Here is a 17,553-nt window from a genome sequence, read left to right as displayed (position 1 = left end):
ACGGACGCTGGCACGGTGTGCCAACTGGTTGCATTCGTGAAACCCGGACGGCTCTGGCAAGGGCGCGGCACGCGCGTACGGCAAGCCATCGGAAGGCTTGCGGCATCCGCCAAGCCCTTGATTTCACTGGTCTAGACGAAAATGATTCGTATTGCCAACATCTGCGCCTCAAACAATTTCATGCATGAAACCGCTTGGCGGGCGTGTTGCCGTCGGCGCCAGGGTGGACGTGGCCGGCTTCCTGCCGGACCTGTTCCTCCAGCCAGGCATGGAACTGCTGGATGGCCTTCTCGCGCGGATTGCCTTCGCGCCAGGTGACCCAGTAATGGAGGCTGGACGGGATGCGGGTGGGCCCGATCTGCACCAGTTCGCCGCTGGCCAGGTAATCGTGCGCCAGCTGGGCGCGCGCAGTGGCTACGCCGAGCCCGGCGACGGCGGATTGCAGCATCAGGCCGGCATCCTGGAAGATCGGGCCGCGTTCGGGCTCGTCGCCTGGCAGGCCGGCGGCTTCGAGCCAGTCGCGCCAGGGGCGCAGCGCAAAGCGCAGCATCGGCATGCGCGGCACGTCGGCCAGCGTGAAGCCGGGGTAGCGCGCCAGCAGCGCCGGGCTGGCCACCGCGATCACATGGTCCTCGATCAGGTTGTGGCATTCAAAACCGGGCAGGTCGATGCGCTGGTGCCAGATGCCGACATCGACGCTGTACGGGTCGGGCGGCGTGATCTCCGCATGCAGCCGCAGGTGCAGGTCCAGCGACGGCACCTGGGCGTGCAGGCTGGGCAGGCGCCGGATCAGCCAGGCATTGGCCAGGTCGGCCATCACGCTGACCTGCAGCCGTGTTACCGGCGGCGCGGCGCTGTTGCCGGCCTCGCGCAGCGCGCTTTCGATGCTGTCGAGCGCGCCGCGCACCTGTTCCGCCAGCCGCGCGCCCACGCTGGTGGGGGTCATCTGGCTGCCGGTGCGCTGGAACAGCTTGGTGCCCAGGCTGGTCTCGAGCGCGCGGATATGGTGGCTGATGGCGCTGTGCGTCAGGGCCAGTTCCTCGGCCGCGCGCGAGAAGCTGCGGTGGCGCGTGGCAGCCTCGAGCGCACGCAGCGCTTGCAGCGGCGGCAGGTGGACGGGGCGTTGGGCGGGTTTGGCGGGGGATTTGGCCATGGCCGTCAAATTCTACTCACAATTGCCGCGGGTATCTTTCGTTGGCTTTGGTTTGCCGGAGGAACGACAATTCGGGCCATCATGACGACTACGACTTCAAACTTGTCTTCCGCGCCCTCGCAAGCGCGATTTGCCCCTGGCGCTGCTGCCGGCGCCCGCTGGCGCGTGCTGGCGGTATTCTCGCTGGGCTTCCTGGTGTCCTATCTGTTCCGCGGCGTCAACCTGGGCTTTGCGCCGCACCTGACGCGCGAGCTCGGGCTCAATGCCGGCGACCTGGGCCTGCTCACCAGCTTCTACTTCCTTGGCTTTGCCTGCGCCCAGTTGCCGGCGGGCATCCTGCTGGACCGCTACGGCCCGCGCCGCACCGAGGCCGTGATGCTGCTGGTGGCGGTGGCCGGTTCGATGGTGTTCGCGCTGGCGCCCGGCATGGCCGGGCTGGCCGCCGGCCGGCTGCTGATCGGGGTGGGCGTGTCGGTGTGCCTGGGCGCCACCATCCAGGCGCTGTCGATGTGGTTCCCGCTGTCACGCATGCCCTTGCTCAACGGCGTGGTGATGGCCATCGGCGGCCTGGGCGCGGTGCTGGTCGGCGCGCCGCTGTCGTGGCTGCTGTCACTGACTGACTGGCGCACGGTCAGCATGGGGCTGACCTGCATATCGCTGGCGATGGCGGTGCTGCTGTGGTTCGGCGTGCCCGACAAGCCGCGCGCCGGCAAGGAAAGCCTGCGCGAACAACTGCGCGGCACGCGCCAGATCCTGTCCAGCGAACGTTTCTGGCGCGTGGTGCCGCTGACACTGCTCAACCAGGGCGTGTTCATGGCGGTGCAGACGCTATGGGTGGGTGCGTTCCTGCGCGACGTGCCCGGCTTCGATCCGGCCAGCAGCGCACAACTGGTCTCGGTGATCGGCTTCGCGATGATGGCCGGCTGCGTCGGCGCGGGCTGGGCTGCGCGTCACCTGGAGCGTGTCGGCGTAAGCCTGTATGCCTTTGCCGGCACTGGCATGACCGCCTTTATCGTGGTCCAGCTGCTGCTGATGGCGCAGGTCCCGCTGCCGCCGGTGCTGCTGTGGGTGGCTTATGGCGTGTTCGGCTCCAGCGGCATCCTGACCTATGCGGTGCTGGCGCGCAGCTTTCCGGATGCGCTGATCGGAAGGGCTACCACGGCGCTGACGCTGACTGTGTTCCTGTCCACCTTTGCCTGCCAGGTGGGTGTGGGGCTGGTGTTGGATCTGTGGCCCTCCACGGCCGGACACTATCCTAAGGCCGCACACCTGACGGCGTGGGGCGGACTGGTGGCGCTGCAAATAGCTGCGGCCGTGTGGTACCTGATGGGTGCGCGCCGCCTGCGCTGAAGCGGACTGCCCGACGTGAATCCCCTTCGCCTCGTCGTCCCCCCGGTAGGCGGCCTATCGCAATTCCAAGGAAGAGTTGGGCAACTCAGAACACGCCTGGCAACGCACGGAATCGCACTTTTTCACGATACCGACAGTATTCGGGGTCGTCGGACAGTAGCTTTTCCTCGCGATTTATCCGTACAGCCTGCAGCGCGTACAGCCCGGCATAGACAAGCAAGTTCTGCAGCCCGAAGTTTGTGAGCAAGAAGCCGACGTCGGCGATGAGGTAGCCAAGGTAGATCGGATGTCGCACGAATCGATAAGCCCCGCTCGACACGATTCCGCGATTGGCCGGCAGTATTCCGAACGAGAACCGGAGCGAGATCTTTGCGTAGATTTGCCAGGTGATTCCTATGACCTGGAGGCCAGCGCCAAGTAATTCCGGTACAAGGTGCTGCCCTGGCGCCAGCTGAATTGCGAGGAAATAGTATGTGGCGCCTAGCGAGCAGATGACGGTGACCGGATTCCAGTCTCGTCTCTTCGGAACCCGGGCGAATAGAGATAGGCCAACGTTCAGGCAGTTTGCCAACACGAGCAGCAGCAAGGTGATTCGCGTCGGGTCCGCGAGCCAGTGCCGGATTGCCGCGTACGCGAACGCTGCAAACATGATGGCGGTGGTACTTCTGAGACTAGCCTCCAAGAGGAATTCTCGAAGTTCTGTTCTGGGCGCAGGGCCCCCTTGGGCCTTGTCCGCTGGGCATTCTGGCATGGCTTCCCCTTGTTTTGGTGGAGTCTTGGCGCTCCGCCTCACTGGCTGTCGTGCAGTTGTTGACCAAGCGTAGCCTGCGAATGCCAGACGTCCTATCGGGCAAAAGGATGTTTCGCCGATGAACCGCCCATTGCCTGGTCGATGGCGCAGGCCAAGGGAAAGGCCAGATGGAAATCGACAACGAGCTTGCGGATCGCTATCTGGCCGTCACATCGTTCGCCATTGCGATTGGGCCAAACTTGGCGATTTGAACAGCCCCTAGAGAAAAACCGGGCGGTCGTCCAGCTCGTTCGGGTTGTGCCCGCCGTCGGAGGGGAAGTGCGTGGCCAGCAGCGCATGGATGCTCGCCACCGTGGCCAGCACCGGCCGTACCGACAGGTCCTGCCTGAGCCCCAGCACCAGTTCGTCGCACAGCTCGCGCCAGGTGGCGGGCCCCACGCAGGCGTCGATGCCGCGGTCGGCCAGCAGCTCGACCGCATGGTCGGCCAGGTTGATATAGAGCAGCACGCCGGTATGGTCCGCGGTGTTCCAGACCTCGAGCGCGCCAAACAGGAAGCGGGCGCGCTCGCGCGGCGTGACGCCGGACCAGGCATCGCCCACCGGCAGGCTGGCTTCGATCACCACGCGGATCTCGCCGCGGTGGCTGGCTTCGCCGGCATGCACGGCTGCATGCAGCTGCTGCTGGGCTTCGGCCGGAAAGTGCTTGCGGGCTGCGCTGGCCGTGGTGGCGATATGGTGCAGGGCACGTCGGAGATTCGGCATTGTCTTCGTTCCTTGTGCTGTCACCAGTTGCCCGAGGCGCCGCCGCCGTCGAAGCCGCCGCCGCCCCCGCCACCAAAACTGCCGCCGCTGTCACCGCCCCCGCCAAATCCTCCGCCACCACCCCAGCCGCCGCGGCGGCCCCAGTCCTGCCCCATGGTGTAGCCGCCCAGTCCGCCGAGGCCGCCGGCGATCACGTCGCGCCCGCGCCGGGAGGTGACGATCTGCGGGCCGCGCCGGCGCAGGATGGCACTGAGGAAGAAGAACACGATGATCGCCAGCGGCAGCAGTGCCGGCAGCCACTCGGCCAGCGCGGACGATTGCTGCGCCTTGCGCTGCGGTGCCGCCAGGCCTTCCTTGTCGATGGTGGCCTGGATCGCCGAGATCCCCGCCGCCAGCCCGCCGTAGAAGTCGTTCTGGCGGAAGTGCGGGGCCATCACGTCCTGCAGGATGCGCTTGGACATGGCATCGGTCAGGGACCCTTGCACGCCGCGCCCGACCTCCAGCCGCATCTTGCGCAGCCCGGGCGGGTTGTCCTTGGCGATCAGCACGATCACGCCGTCGTCGATGCCCTTGCGCCCGGCGCGCCAGGCGTCGGCCACGCGGATGCTGTAGGCGTCGATCGGCTCGGGATCGGTGGTGGGCACCATCAGCACGAAGATCTGGCTGCCGCGTTGCTGCTCGTATTCCGCCAGTACGTTCTCGAGCGCGCCGCGCTGCTGTGGCGTCAGCGTGCCGGTCAGGTCGGTGACGCGCTGGGTCAGCGGCGGCACCGCGACGAAGCCGTCTGCCGCCAGCGCCGGGCCGGCCAGCAAGGCCGCCAGCCAGAGCAGGGCGGCCGCCAGCCAGGCGTGCCGCCAGGGCGAGCGCGGGGTTTGGCCCATGGTGTGGCGCGCCTCAGAACTTGACTGCGGGCGGCGTGGAGATGGCTTTCTCGTTGTCCACCGTGAACGACGGCTTGACCGGGTACTTGAAGATCATCGCCGTCAGGTTGGTCGGGAAGCTGCGCGCCAGCACGTTGTACTGCTGCACGGCGGCGATATAGCGCTGGCGGGCCACGGTGATGCGGTTCTCGGTGCCCTCGAGCTGCGACTGCAGGTCGCGGAACGAGGCGTCGGCCTTCAGTTGCGGGTAGTTCTCGGAAACCGCCAGCAGGCGCGACAGCGCGCCGGACAGCTCGCCCTGGGCCTGCTGGAAGCGCTTGAAGGCTTCGGGGTCGTTCAGGGTCTCGGGCGAGACCTGGATGCTGGTGGCGGCGGCGCGCGCCTTGGTCACGGCCTCGAGGGTCTCACGCTCGTGCGAGGCATAGCCCTTGACCGTGTTGACCAGGTTGGGGATCAGGTCGGCGCGGCGCTGGTACTGGTTGATGACTTCGCCCCAGGCGGCCTTGACCGCCTCGTCCTTGGCCTGGAAGTCGTTGTAGCCGCAGGCGGACAGCAGGCTGGCCATGAGCGCCAGCAGCAGCCAGCGCAAGACCGGCATCGGCGAGCTGCCGGGCAAGGAGGGGGACGAAGAAGCGCGCATCGGAGACTCCGCGGGTTGGACGAAAACCCAAGTGTAGCGCACCGCCCTTGTCGCCAGAGGTGCAGGCTGCGCACTGGTGCGCCGCCTGCCTGGCAAGGCCTCAGCCCGCCGCGAACGCCTTGCGCGCGGCCTCGAGCGTGGCCGCCAGAATGGCGTCGTCGTGCTGCGCCGAGACAAAGCCGGCCTCGAAGGCCGACGGCGCCAGGTAGACGCCGTGATCCAGCATGGCGTGGAAGAAGCGGTTGAAGCGCGCGGTGTCGCTCTTGGTCACTTCGGCGAAGCTGCCCGGCACGCCCTCGCGGAAGTAGATCCCGAACATGCCGCCGATAGCGTCCGCCGCGAACGGCACGCCCGCGGCCTTGGCGGCCTCGGCCAGGCCGTCGGCCAGCTTGCGGGTCTGGCTGGCCAGGCGGTCATAGAAGCCGGGTGCCTGGATCAGCTTGAGCGTGGCCAGGCCCGCGGCCACCGCCAGCGGGTTGCCCGACAGCGTGCCGGCCTGGTAGACGCCGCCCAGCGGCGCCAGCTTGGCCATGATGTCGCGGCGCCCGCCGAAGGCCGCCGCCGGCATGCCGCCGCCGATCACCTTGCCCAGGCAGGTCAGGTCGGGCCGGATGCCGTAGTGCGCCTGCGCGCCGCCCAGCGCCACGCGGAAGCCGGTCATGACCTCGTCCAGGATCAGCACTGCGCCGTCGCGGGTGCAAAGCTCGCGCATGGCCTTCAGGAAGGCATCGCTGGCGCGCACCAGGTTCATGTTGCCGGCCACCGGCTCGACGATCACCGCGGCGATCTCGCCGGCGTGCCTGGCGAAGGCCTGTTCCAGCTGCTCGACGTTGTTGTACTCCAGCACCATGGTGTGGCGCGTCACGTCGGCCGGTACGCCCGCAGACGACGGCGCGTTCTGGGTGGTGTCGGCAAAGGTCAGCAGGCCGGAGCCGGCCTTGACCAGCAGGCTGTCGGCGTGGCCGTGGTAGCAGCCTTCGAACTTGATGATCAGGTCGCGCCCGGTGAAGCCGCGCGCCAGCCGCAGTGCGCTCATGGTGGCTTCGGTGCCGGAGGAGACCAGCCGCACCTGCTCGATCGACGGCACCAGCTTGCAGATTTCCTCGGCCATGGTGATCTCGGCCTCGGTCGGGGCGCCGAACGAGAAGCTGTGCGCGGCGGTTTCCTGTACCGCACGCACCACTTCGGGGTGGGCGTGGCCCACGATCATCGGGCCCCAGGATCCGATGTAGTCGATATAGCGCTGCCCGTCGGCGTCCCACATATAGGCGCCTTCGGCACGCGTGATGAAGCGCGGCGTGCCGCCCACCGAGCGGAAGGCGCGCACGGGCGAATTGACGCCCCCGGGAATGGTCTGCTGGGCGCGGTCGAAGAGCTGCTGATTACGGGACATGGCGTTGAGGTGAGGACAAGGACTGCAGGGATCGTGTGCGGCGGCCCCGGGACTTATCGTTGACATGCGGCAAAAACAGCGGAAATTCGCTGCAATTGCCGGCCAATCAGGCGCTAACAGGGCGCTAACATGCGCGAACACGGCGGATCTGGCACGATTCTGGCGGCCGCCGGCTGGCGCCGGCGGCACGGTTTCGGTACCATCTGCGCTGGATTTTAATGGAGAGTGGCCAGAGCCTGTTATGGAATACAAGACTTGGATGTGCCTGATCTGCGGCTGGATCTACGATGAAGCCGCAGGCGCGCCGGAAGACGGCATCGCCCCCGGAACCCGGTGGGAAGACGTGCCGATCAACTGGACCTGCCCGGAATGCGGTGCGCGCAAGGAAGATTTCGAGATGGTCGCCATCTGAGGCGGCGTCCCCAGAAGAACAATAACCGGGCGCGCGTCGCGCCGATGCGACAAAACGCCGGCCGGCCGCGGCCGGCCCCGATTGACGGCCCCCCGGCGTCTTGTCACACTCTGTTGCAAAATGACTGCCCGTCCCCCTGCCGCTGGTGGGGAGGACGGTAGGCAGGTGCGGGTTCCACGCACCGCCACTGCCGGGCATAGCCCGGCCTTGGAAGGGAAACAAGAATTGTCGGGGGTCCGTCGGAGCGCGCATGGGTCGCGCTGCTCCGCACGGGTGTTCTCTAGTGCTTGCCGGCGCTCCGCAAGGGGCAGCTGGTCGCGGGAACAACAATGCGGGTCGCTCAAACAGAAGAATACCAGCGGGTCAATACCGCCGGCGCCCAGGGTCTGGCGCCTGGCGTTTCCATTCCGGACACCACGGCGCAGCCGCGCCGCAAGGTGCTGGTCATCGATGATTCCAGCACCATCCGCCGCACCGCGGAAATCTTCCTGTCGCAGGCGGGATACCAGGTGGTGCTGGCCGAAGACGGCTTCGAGGCGCTCGCCAAGGTGGGCGAGCTGCACCCGGACCTGGTCTTCTGCGACATCCTGATGCCCCGCCTGGACGGGTACCAGACCTGCTCCCTGATCAAGAAGAGTCCGCGCTTTCACGCCATCCCCGTGATCATGCTGTCCTCGCGCGACGGCGTGTTCGACCGCTCGCGCGGCCGCCTGGTCGGCGCGCACGACCATCTTGCCAAGCCTTTTACCCGCGAAGCGCTGCTGCACGCCGTGCAGGCCTGCCTGCCATGCCAGGCCGCGGGCCACGTGCTGCCTGCCTGAAGCGCATGCACGCGACGCCATGTACGAATCGAAGGAAAACCTCATGACTGCCATCAACAAGATCCTGATCGTCGACGACTCCCCCACAGAAGCCCTGTTCATGTCCGACCTGCTCGGCAAGCGCGGCTTCAAGGTCTCGGTTGCCAGCAACAGCGACCAGGCCTTCGCGCGCCTGCAGGCCGAGAGCTTCGACCTGATCCTGATGGACGTGGTGATGCCCGGCCAGAACGGCTACCAGGCCACCCGCGCGATCAAGCGCGACGACCGCTTCAAGGACATCCCGGTGATCATGTGCACCAGCAAGGGCCTGGACACCGACCGCATCTGGGGCATGCGCCAGGGCGCGTCGGACTACATCGTCAAGCCCGTCGACGGCGAAGAGCTGCTGGGCAAGATCGCCGCGCTGGCGCACTGAGCTGCCAGCGCAGGCCGTACGGGAAGCCACTGCCACCTGTTCCGGGGACCGCCAGATGAACGCGCCACGCCAAGACCTCCGCGCCCGCCAGACCCGCCTGCAGGACTACCAGGCCATGCTGGCCCGGCGCCTGCGCGAGGCGCGCAGCCTGCCCGCGGCCGACAGCTACCTCGCGCTGCAGGTGGGCGCGCGCAACTGGCTGCTGCCGCTGGCCGATACCGGCGAAGTGCTCGACATGCGCCCGCCCAGCCCGGTGCCGCTGACGCAGCCGTGGTACAGCGGCCTGGTCAATGCGCGCGGCAGCCTGCTGGGCGTGATCGATTTCAGCCTGTTCTGCGGTGGCGCGCCAACGCCGCTGCAGCCCGGCAGCAAGATCGTGGTGCTGTCGCGCCAGGTCGAGCGCGCCTGCGCGATCCTGGCCACGCGCGTGGCGGGTTTGCGCCATGCCGCCGACCTGAGCCTGCCGCACGGCGATGCGGCGCCGCCACCGGCCGGCACGCCGGCATGGGAAGGGCAACGCTTTGCCGACCGCGACGGGCGTGACTGGCAGGTGCTGGACGTGCGCGCGCTGCTGGACGCGCCGGCCTTCCTGCAGGTGGGACGGGTTGCGGCCTGAGGCCTGGGGCCGGCCGCCGCGCCAATAACAAGAAACAAGAATGACGCGCAGGCCAGGGCCTGCCGCACCCGGCACGAGCCGCCGGGCATGACAACGATTAAATGGAAGAGGGTGCCATGGGTTTCAAGAAATTCAGCCTGGGCCGGCGCACGCCGGCAGCCGAAGCAGCCGCCGGCATGGCCTATGCCGGCGGCCCGGAACCCGCACCGGCACCCCCATCCGCCGACGGCCTGGGCGCCACGCCAATGGAGCATGTCACGCGCTGGCTTGGACGCATGCCGTTCTCGTCGCAGCAGCGGCTGCTGACGGTGGGCGTGGTGGTGTCGCTGGTGGCGCTGCTTGGCTCGGTGTACCTGGACAACCGCATCGCCAACAACGCCGCCGCGCAGATCGAGATCGCCGGCGACATGCTGATGCACTCGCAGCGCCTGGGCAAGGCGGTGCCGGTGGCGCTGCTGGGCAATGCGCAGGCCTTCACCCAGCTGCGCCAGTCGAAAGACGCGCTGGCGGGCGACCTGAAGGCGCTGCAGCAAGGCAGCGACGAGAAGCGCGTGCGCGCCACCACCGGCGCGGCCGAACCGCTGCTCGAGACCGCGATGCAATCGTGGAAGCGCTCCGAGAAAAGCGCCGCCGACGTGCTGGCGCAGCAGCCCGTGCTGACCACCATCGGCCAGACGCTGCAGATCTTCAACGCTTCCAACCCCGAGCTGCTGGAATCCGCCGAACAGGTCGCGGCAATCAAGCTGCAGTCCGGCGCCAACGCGCGCGAGGTGGCGGCGTCCGCGCAGCTGGTGATGCTGACGCAGCGCCTGGGCAAGAACCTGAACGAGTTCCTGGCCGGCGAAGGCGTCAACCCTGAAACCGCATTCCTGCTGGGCAAGGACACCAACACCTTCCGCGAATCGCTGGACGGCCTGCTCAACGGCAGCGAGGCGCTGCGCCTGTCGGCGGCCGCCGATGAAGAGACGCGCGGCTACCTGCAGCAGTTGTCGCAGCGTTTTGAGGCGGTGCAGAAAACCACGCAGACCATCCTGCAGAACCTGCCCGGCCTGATTGCCGCCAAGCGCGCGCAGCAGCAGATCTTCAACGACAACGAGGCGCTGCGCGGCGAGCTCTCGGCGCTGCAGCGCGCCTACGCGCAGTCGGCGCGCGTGCGCCCGGTGACGCTGGGCGCGACCGTGGTGTCGGCGGCCATGACGCTGCTGTGCCTGGTGGGCCTGGCGGCGCTGTACCTGCGCGATTCACGCATGCGCGCGCTGGAAGCCGAGGCGCGCGAGCGCGAGGCCGAGTCCCGCCGCCTGGACGAAAAGCGCAACAACGACAACACCCAGAAGGCGATTCTGCAGCTGATGAACGAGCTGCAGGACATCGCCGACGGCGACCTGACGCGCCAGGCCACGGTGACCGAGGACATCACCGGCGCCATCGCCGACTCGGTCAACTACACCGTGGAAGAACTGCGCGAGCTGGTCGGCCGGGTGCAGCAGACCGCCGGCGAGGTGACGCAGGCCTCGGGGCAGGTGCAGTCCACCTCGACCCAGCTGGTGTCGACCACCGAAGAGCAGTCGCGCCAGATCCGCCAGACCGGCGAATCGGTGGTGGAGATGGCCGACCGCATCACGCAGGTGTCGCGCGGCGCGGCCGAGTCCGCCAACGTGGCGCGTGCCTCGCTGTCTGCCGCGGAGCAGGGCCAGCAGGCGGTGCAGAACGCCATCACCGGCATGAACGACATCCGCGAACAGATCCAGGAAACCTCCAAGCGCATCAAGCGCCTGGGCGAGTCGTCGCAGGAGATCGGTGAAATCGTCGAGCTGATCTCGGACATTACCGAGCAGACCAACGTGCTGGCACTGAACGCCGCCATCCAGGCCGCGTCCGCGGGCGAGGCCGGGCGCGGCTTCTCGGTGGTGGCCGAAGAAGTGCAGCGGCTGGCCGAGCGTTCCGGCGAGGCCACCAAGCAGATCGGCGCGCTGATCCGCACCATCCAGACCGATACCCAGGACGCGGTGCACGCCATGGAGCGCAGCACCCAGGGCGTGGTGGAAGGGGCGCGGCTGTCCGACAATGCCGGCGCCGCGCTGGTCGAGATCGGGCGCGTGTCGCGCCAGCTGGCCGAGCTGATCGAGCAGATCTCGCAGTCCACCTCGCACGAGGCCGACCTGGCCACCACCGTGGCCCGCCATATCGAGCGCATCCTGCAGGTCACCGAGCAGACCACCACCGGCACGCGGCAGACCGCGCAGTCGGTGCGCCAGCTGACGCTGCTGACCGAAGAGCTGCGCAACTCCGTGTCGCGATTCAAGATCGCCTGAGTGGCCGGATGACGCCTGCGACCGCTTCCGCGCACCGCGGCCTTACCGGGCTTAGCGGCCACGCGCTCCATGCCAACTCCGCGCCTGCCGCCTGTTGCGGCAGGTTGCCCGCGGCCGCCCTCCGGGCGCCGCACTGGAAGCCGTCATGTCCCTGAATTTCCCTGTCCCGCGCGATGGCGCCGCAGCCGGCGCACCGGCTGAAGCCAGCGCCGTGCCCGAGCCGGCTCCGGCGCCGCCGTCCGCCAGCGCGCCAGCTGTTTCCGATCCAGGCGCCCCCGCGCGCGACCTGTCCGGCCTGGCGTGGCTTGCGCCGAGCCTGCGCAGCGCGCTCGAAGACGCCGCCGCCGAGCTTGGCCACTATGTCGACGAGGTCCGCCAGGCGCCCGAAGCGCTGGGCGCGCGCGACACCACCTCGCTGCGGCTGGCCGGCCAGCACCTGCACCAGGCCGCCGGCGCGGTGCATATCGTCGGGCTGCGCGGCACCGATCCGTATTGCCAGGCCCTGCGCCGCTTGCTCGAAGCCATCGACGCCGGCACCGTTGCCGCCGGCCCGGAGGCGCTGGCGGTATTCCGCGCCGGCGTGCAGGCATTGGCCGAGTATGTCGACGACCTGATGGCCGGCGACGATGAGACGCCGCTGCGCCTGTTCCAGCCCTATGCGGGCGTGCTGGCGCACCTGGGCGAAGAGCGCGTGCATCCGGCCGACCTGTGGCTCGATGAGCTGCAGATGCTGCCCGGGATGCTGCTGCCGGCAAAGGGCCCGGCGCCGGTCATGCGTGCGCGCCAGCAGTTTGAATCGGCCTTGCTCAAGGCATTGCGCCTGCCTGCGTCGTGCACCGACGCGGCGCTGCTGCGCGAAGCCTGGCTGCCGCTGTGCGCGGCGCTGGACGAGGTGCGCGCCAACGAGCAGGAGGCGCGCCGCGCGGCGGATCATCCGGACCGCGGGGTCTGGCATGTGCTGGCGCTGGTGTTCCGCGCGCTGGGCCTTGGCCTGTTGCCTTCGGACCTGCTGGCCAAGCGCTTTGCGGGCCGCGCCAACCTGCTGCTGCGCCAGTATCTGCAGGGCCATGTGCGCGTGCCGCAGGCGCTGCTCAACGATGCAGTGTTCCTGCTGGTCTGCACCGGCCTGGGCGGCGACCAGGACGACGATGGCGTGGCTGAGCCGCGTGCCGCATTGCGTGCCGATATTGCGCGCACGCTCGCGGCGTTCCGCCTCGATCCCGCGCACGCGCTTGCCAATGCGGACTTCCGCCAGCGCTATTACGGCTGGCTTGACCCGATCGACACGCGCAACCTGCAGCAGGCCGCCGCCGGGCTCGAGCACGCCGCCGCGGGCGAACCGGCCGGCTGGGAAACCGCGCTGGCCGCGCTGGCCGAAGCCGCGCAGCCGCTCGGGCAGCCGGCGCTGCAGCGCTGCCTGGCGCAGGTGGCCATGCACGGCGGGCAGCATCACCGCGGCGACGCGCTGGGCGCCGCCGGCATCGCGTTGTTCCTGGCGCGCGCGCTGGCGCTGCCGTGGCGCGTGCACGGGCAATCCGCCCATCCGGCGGCGGCGCGTTTTGCCGCGCAGTGCGAGGCGCTGGCGACATGCCTGGCCGATCCCGCCGCGAGCGCGCCCGCGTGGCTTGCGGGCATGGTCGACGAGGCGCGCGCCCAGGCGCTGCGCAGCGAGGCCGTGACGCAGCTGCGGGCGCAGCTGGACAGCGGCGAATCGTGGCTGGACAGCTTCGACCGCAACGCGGCCCGCGCCGAAGGCGCCGGCCACCTGCGCGATGCGTGCCAGGCCTTCGCCGCGCTTGGCGCCACGCTGGCGCAATTGCAGTCGTCCGCCGCGCTGCCTGCAGCGCTGGTGGACGATGCCGCGCAGGCCGCCGCCGCGGTGCAGTCCGTCAATGCGCGGCTGGCCGTTTCGGGCGAACTCGCCGATGCCAGTGCGCGCGCCGCGCTGCTGGGCGAGGTCGCAGCCGAGCTGGGCGCGGTCCATGCCTTTGCCGATGCGCTGGAATTCGGCCGCGTGCGGCGGGCCGATACGCTTGCCGAGGCCGGCGAGCCCGATGCGCCGCGCGCTGCGCAGCATCCGCTGGCCGCCGCGCGCGCCGCCGCGGCCGAGGCGATCCAGGCTGGCCCCGTTCCCGATGCGCCGCCAGTGCAGCGCCTGCGTGCCGCGCTGCAGGCGCTGGCCGACCAGGCCACCATCGACGACGATGCCGCGCTGCGCCGCCAGGCCGCCGAAGCCACCATGCAATGCAATGCCTGGTTGGCCGGCAGCGATGATGCGGCCGACAGGCTGGCACTGGCACTGGCCGAGCCGGCACGGGCTGCCGCACCCGCAGCCGCGCCGCCCGCGGCGCAAGGCCTGCCGGCTGACGGCGACAAGGCGGCGCTGGACGCCGAACTGCTCGGCATCTTCCTGAACGAAGCCGACGAGGTGCTGGGCGGTATCGCCGGCGACCTCGGCTCGGGCGTTGAGGCGCTGCACGATGCCGATACCCTCAGCCGCGTGCGGCGCGCCTTCCATACGCTCAAGGGCTCCAGCCGCATGGTCGGCCTGCATCGCTATGGCGAAGCGGCCTGGGCGGTCGAGCAGGTCATGAACCTGTGGATTGCCGAAGCGCGCGAGCCGGTGCCCGCGCTGCTGTCGCTGCTGCGCCGCGCGCATGCCGAACTGTCGGCGTGGGTGGCACAGCTGCATCGCGACGCGGCGACCTGGCACGACATCGCGCCGCTGGTGGCAGCCGCCGAAGCGGTGCGCGACCCGGGCGCCGCGCAGGCCGCGGATGAACTGCCAGTACTGCCCGGCGCGGCTGCGGAAGCGCCACCCGGGCCGGCCGCCGAAGCCGCCGGTCACACCGGCGCCGATGCGGTCGGGCACGGCGAAGACAATGTGATCCCGTTCCGCCTGTCCGGGGGGCTGTCGGACGAGGACGACCACTACAAGGTGATCGGGCCGGTGCGCATCGGCCTGGCGCTCTACAACGTCTACCTGCAGGAGGCCGACGACCTGCTGCGCCAGTTCGCCACCGACATCTCGGAATGGCGGCATGAAGGCCATCCGTGCCCGAGCGAGCTGGGACTGCGCGTCGCCCACACGCTGCAGGGCAGTGCGTCCACCGTCGGCCTGGAGCCCGTGCGTGAGATCGCCGAGGCGCTCGAGGCCCTGCTGCTGCAGCTGGGCTCGCACCCGGTGGCGATGCACCCGGGCGACTTCCGCCTGCTGGAGCAGGCGGTCGAGCGCCTGCGCGGCATGCTGCACCAGTTTGCCGCGGGCGTCTGGCCGGATGCCGATGCCGGCCTGCGCCGCAGCCTGGTTGAGTTTGGCGAGCGCGCGCTGCTGCGTCCGCGCGTGGCGGTGCCCGCGCCGCAGGCGCCGGCCGAGCCGGATGGTTCGGTGGCGCAGCTGCTGGGCCAGTTGCCGCCCGCGCAGGAAGACCAGCCGGAGCCGCCGGCATTGCCCGGGCCGGAGGCCGCACAGCCGCCGGTCGTGCCGCATGACGCGGTGGTTATCGCGCTGCCGACCCCGCACCGGGCGCCCGCTGCGCCGGTAGCGGACGAGGGCGCCGCGCCGGATCCCGCGCTGGTCCAGATCTTCCTGGAAGAGGCACAAGGCACGCTGCCCGAGCTGGGCAAGCTGCTGCGCGGCTGGGAAGCGGCGCCGGAAGACTCGCGCCACGGCGGCCTGGTGCTGCGCGCGCTGCATACGCTCAAGGGCAGTGCGCGCATGGCGGGTGCCATGGCGCTGGGCCAGGCCGCGCATGAAATGGAGACGCTGCTCGACGCCAGCCTGCGCGGGCAGGGGCAGCAGGCCGTCGGGCCAAAGCTGTTCGAGCGGCTCTATGCCTGGTACGACCGCATCCTGGCGCATGTCGAGGCGCTGCCGACTGGCCGCCTGCTGCCCGCGGACGATCCGGACGTGGTCAACGGCCTGGCCGAGGTGCCCGAGCAAGCGCAGGCCGATGCGCCGCTGCCGCAGGCGGATACCGTCGTCGAGGCGGTGCCCGCCGCCAGCCTGCCCGCCATGCCGGGGCCGGCAGACGTGATGGTGGCGATGCCGCCGGCCGTGCCCGCCGAGCCGCAACGCGCGCTGGTGCGCGTGCAGGCGCGCGCGCTCGACACGCTGATCAACGAAGCCGGCGAAGTCGGCGCCACGCGCGCGCGCCTGGACAGCGAACTGGAGGCGATGCGCGCCTACCTGGGCGAACTGAACGACAACGTCGCGCGCCTGCGCGGGCAGTTGCGTGAAATCGAGATCCAGGCCGAATCGCAGATGGCGTCGCGCATTGCCGACGCGCAGCACAAGCAGGAATTCGACCCGCTCGAGTTCGACCGCTTCACGCGCTTCCAGGAGCTGACGCGGATGATGGCCGAGTCGGTCAACGACGTGGCCACCGTCGAGCAGAACCTGCAGCGCGGCTTTGACCGCGCCGCCGGCGACCTGGCGGCGCAGGCGCGCCTGACGCGCGGCTTGCAGCGCGGGCTGATGCAGGCGCGCATGGTGCAGTTCGACGCGCTGGCCGAGCGCCTCTATCGCGTGGCGCGCCAGGCCGCGGCCGAGACCGGCAAGGAAGTGCGCCTGCTGATCAAGGGCGGCACCGTGGAAATCGACCGCTCGGTGCTGGACCGCATGGCCGGCCCGATCGAGCACCTGATCCGCAACGCGGTGGTGCATGGCATCGAGGCAACCGCGCAGCGCCGCGCCGCGGGCAAGGCCGCCACCGGCGCGCTGACGCTGGAGGTGCAGCAGGAAGGCAACGAGGTGGTGCTGCATTTCGTCGATGACGGCGGCGGGCTGGACCTGGAGCGCATCCGCGCGCGCGCGGTCGAGCGCCGCCTGTTGGCGCCGGACGACGACGCCAGCGAAGCGCGCCTGACCGAGCTGATCTTTGCGCCGGGCTTCTCCACCGCCGACGCGGTGTCGGAGCTGGCCGGCCGCGGCGTGGGCATGGACGTGGTGCGCGCCGAGACCGTGGCGCTGGGCGGACGCATCACGCTGGAGTCTAAGCCCGGGCAGGGCACCACCTTCACCGTGCACCTGCCGCTGACCACGGCGATCACGCAGGTGCTGGTGATCTCGCTGGGCGCGCGGCGCTATGCCGTGCCCAGCGGCATGATCGACCAGGTCCAGCAGCTGCGCGCCCCGGCACTGCTGGACGCTTACAACCAGGGCCGCCTCACTGTGGCCGGCGCCGAGGTGCCGTTCTTCTACTTCGGCGCGCTGCTGGAGGAAGGCAACGCGGTCGCGGCCGGGCGCAAGTATTCGCCGGTGGTGCTGGTGCGCAGCGGCGCCGAGCGCGTGGCGGTGCATGTGGACGATGTGGTCGGCAACCGCGAAGTGGTGGTCAAGCATATCGGCCCGCACCTGGCACGCCTGGAAGGCATTGCCGGCGCGACCACGCTGGGCGATGGCGAGATCGTGCTGATCTACAACCCGGTGGTGCTGGCGCAGCGCTTGGTGCGCGAACGCGGCCAGCCGGTGCCGCAGGCCTTGCCGCAGACGCCTGCCGTGCAGGCGCGGATGGGCGCGGTCGCGGAACTGGCGGGCGACGGCACCACCGAGCCGGTGCGCGGCCTGGCGGTGCAGCCGACCGTGATGGTGGTGGATGACTCGCTGACCGTGCGCAAGGCCACCCAGCGCCTGCTGGGCCGCGCCGGCTACCAGGTGGTGCTGGCGCGCGACGGTGTGGATGCGCTCAAGCAACTGCAGGATGTCATGCCGGACGCGATGCTGGTCGACATCGAGATGCCGCACATGGACGGCTTCGACCTGACCCGCAACGTGCGCTCCGACGCGCGCACCGCGCATATGCCGCTGGTGATGATCACCTCGCGCACGGCCGACAAGCACCGCCGCTATGCCGAGGAGATCGGCGTCAACGTGTACCTGGGCAAGCCTTACAACGAGGATGAGCTGCTGGGCACGCTGCATCGGTTGCTGGGTGAGCGGGCGGCCGGTACGGCGGGGTCGGTGGGGCAGATGCTGGGGGACGGCTAGGCGGGCTGACGGTTTGCTCCCCTCTCCCGCAAGCGGGAGAGGGGAGCCTGCGGTTGGC

13 protein-coding genes are annotated in these 17,553 nt (G+C 69.6%); 7 read left to right on the top strand and 6 right to left on the bottom strand.

Annotation, left to right across the window (positions count from 1 at the left end):
- Nucleotides 1-178: 178 nt before the first annotated feature.
- Nucleotides 179-1,153 (bottom strand): LysR substrate-binding domain-containing protein, encoded by a 975-nt coding sequence (locus AC3WLF_RS04870; protein ID WP_439671370.1) that lies wholly within the window; start codon nucleotides 1,151-1,153, stop codon nucleotides 179-181.
- An 81-nt stretch (nucleotides 1,154-1,234) separates the two neighbouring features.
- On the opposite strand from AC3WLF_RS04870, the gene AC3WLF_RS04865 reads away from it, so the two are divergent.
- Nucleotides 1,235-2,503 carry an MFS transporter gene (locus AC3WLF_RS04865; protein WP_492357154.1) on the top strand — a complete coding sequence of 423 codons (1,269 nt, stop codon included), beginning with the start codon at nucleotides 1,235-1,237 and terminating at the stop codon, nucleotides 2,501-2,503.
- An 85-nt stretch (nucleotides 2,504-2,588) separates the two neighbouring features.
- Here the strand turns inward: AC3WLF_RS04865 and AC3WLF_RS04860 are convergent, their stop codons facing one another.
- From AC3WLF_RS04860 to hemL, 5 genes are all read right to left on the bottom strand, one after another.
- Complete coding sequence (locus AC3WLF_RS04860) at nucleotides 2,589-3,152, bottom strand: methyltransferase family protein (RefSeq protein WP_492357155.1); 564 nt, start codon at nucleotides 3,150-3,152, stop codon at nucleotides 2,589-2,591.
- 360 nt (nucleotides 3,153-3,512) lie between these two features.
- Nucleotides 3,513-4,016 carry a TPM domain-containing protein gene (locus tag AC3WLF_RS04855; RefSeq protein ID WP_492357156.1) on the bottom strand — a complete coding sequence of 168 codons (504 nt, stop codon included), beginning with the start codon at nucleotides 4,014-4,016 and terminating at the stop codon, nucleotides 3,513-3,515.
- 20 nt (nucleotides 4,017-4,036) lie between these two features.
- Nucleotides 4,037-4,897, bottom strand: coding sequence for a TPM domain-containing protein (locus tag AC3WLF_RS04850; RefSeq protein WP_492357897.1), 861 nt, complete (start codon nucleotides 4,895-4,897; stop codon nucleotides 4,037-4,039).
- A 13-nt stretch (nucleotides 4,898-4,910) separates the two neighbouring features.
- Nucleotides 4,911-5,537, bottom strand: coding sequence for a LemA family protein (locus AC3WLF_RS04845; RefSeq protein ID WP_492317504.1), 627 nt, complete (start codon nucleotides 5,535-5,537; stop codon nucleotides 4,911-4,913).
- A gap of 100 nt (nucleotides 5,538-5,637) precedes the next feature.
- Nucleotides 5,638-6,930, bottom strand: a complete 1,293-nt coding sequence (gene hemL / locus AC3WLF_RS04840) for a glutamate-1-semialdehyde 2,1-aminomutase (RefSeq protein WP_492353364.1) — start codon at nucleotides 6,928-6,930, stop codon at nucleotides 5,638-5,640.
- Between the two features lie 241 nt (nucleotides 6,931-7,171).
- On the opposite strand from hemL, the gene AC3WLF_RS04835 reads away from it, so the two are divergent.
- From AC3WLF_RS04835 to AC3WLF_RS04810, 6 genes are all read left to right on the top strand, one after another.
- Entirely contained in the window at nucleotides 7,172-7,342 is a 171-nt protein-coding gene (locus AC3WLF_RS04835) for a rubredoxin (RefSeq protein ID WP_010813017.1), read from the top strand.
- A 329-nt stretch (nucleotides 7,343-7,671) separates the two neighbouring features.
- The gene (locus AC3WLF_RS04830; protein WP_492317502.1) at nucleotides 7,672-8,163 is read left to right on the top strand and encodes a response regulator; all 492 of its coding nucleotides are present in this window, start codon (nucleotides 7,672-7,674) and stop codon (nucleotides 8,161-8,163) included.
- Nucleotides 8,164-8,206: 43 nt separating this feature from the next.
- Nucleotides 8,207-8,578, top strand: a complete 372-nt coding sequence (locus tag AC3WLF_RS04825; RefSeq protein WP_010813015.1) for a response regulator — start codon at nucleotides 8,207-8,209, stop codon at nucleotides 8,576-8,578.
- Nucleotides 8,579-8,633: 55 nt separating this feature from the next.
- On the top strand, nucleotides 8,634-9,194 hold the full coding sequence (locus tag AC3WLF_RS04820) for a chemotaxis protein CheW (protein WP_492317501.1): 561 nt from the start codon (nucleotides 8,634-8,636) through the stop codon (nucleotides 9,192-9,194).
- 116 nt (nucleotides 9,195-9,310) lie between these two features.
- Complete coding sequence (locus AC3WLF_RS04815; RefSeq protein WP_492317500.1) at nucleotides 9,311-11,506, top strand: methyl-accepting chemotaxis protein; 2,196 nt, start codon at nucleotides 9,311-9,313, stop codon at nucleotides 11,504-11,506.
- Nucleotides 11,507-11,651: 145 nt separating this feature from the next.
- On the top strand, nucleotides 11,652-17,495 hold the full coding sequence (locus tag AC3WLF_RS04810) for a hybrid sensor histidine kinase/response regulator (RefSeq protein WP_492357896.1): 5,844 nt from the start codon (nucleotides 11,652-11,654) through the stop codon (nucleotides 17,493-17,495).
- Nucleotides 17,496-17,553: the final 58 nt, after the last annotated feature.

The organism is Cupriavidus sp. FW306-01-F10A (genome assembly GCF_058782785.1).
Note: the sequence above shows the minus strand (reverse complement) of the source record. Positions and strands in the feature narration are given on the sequence as shown.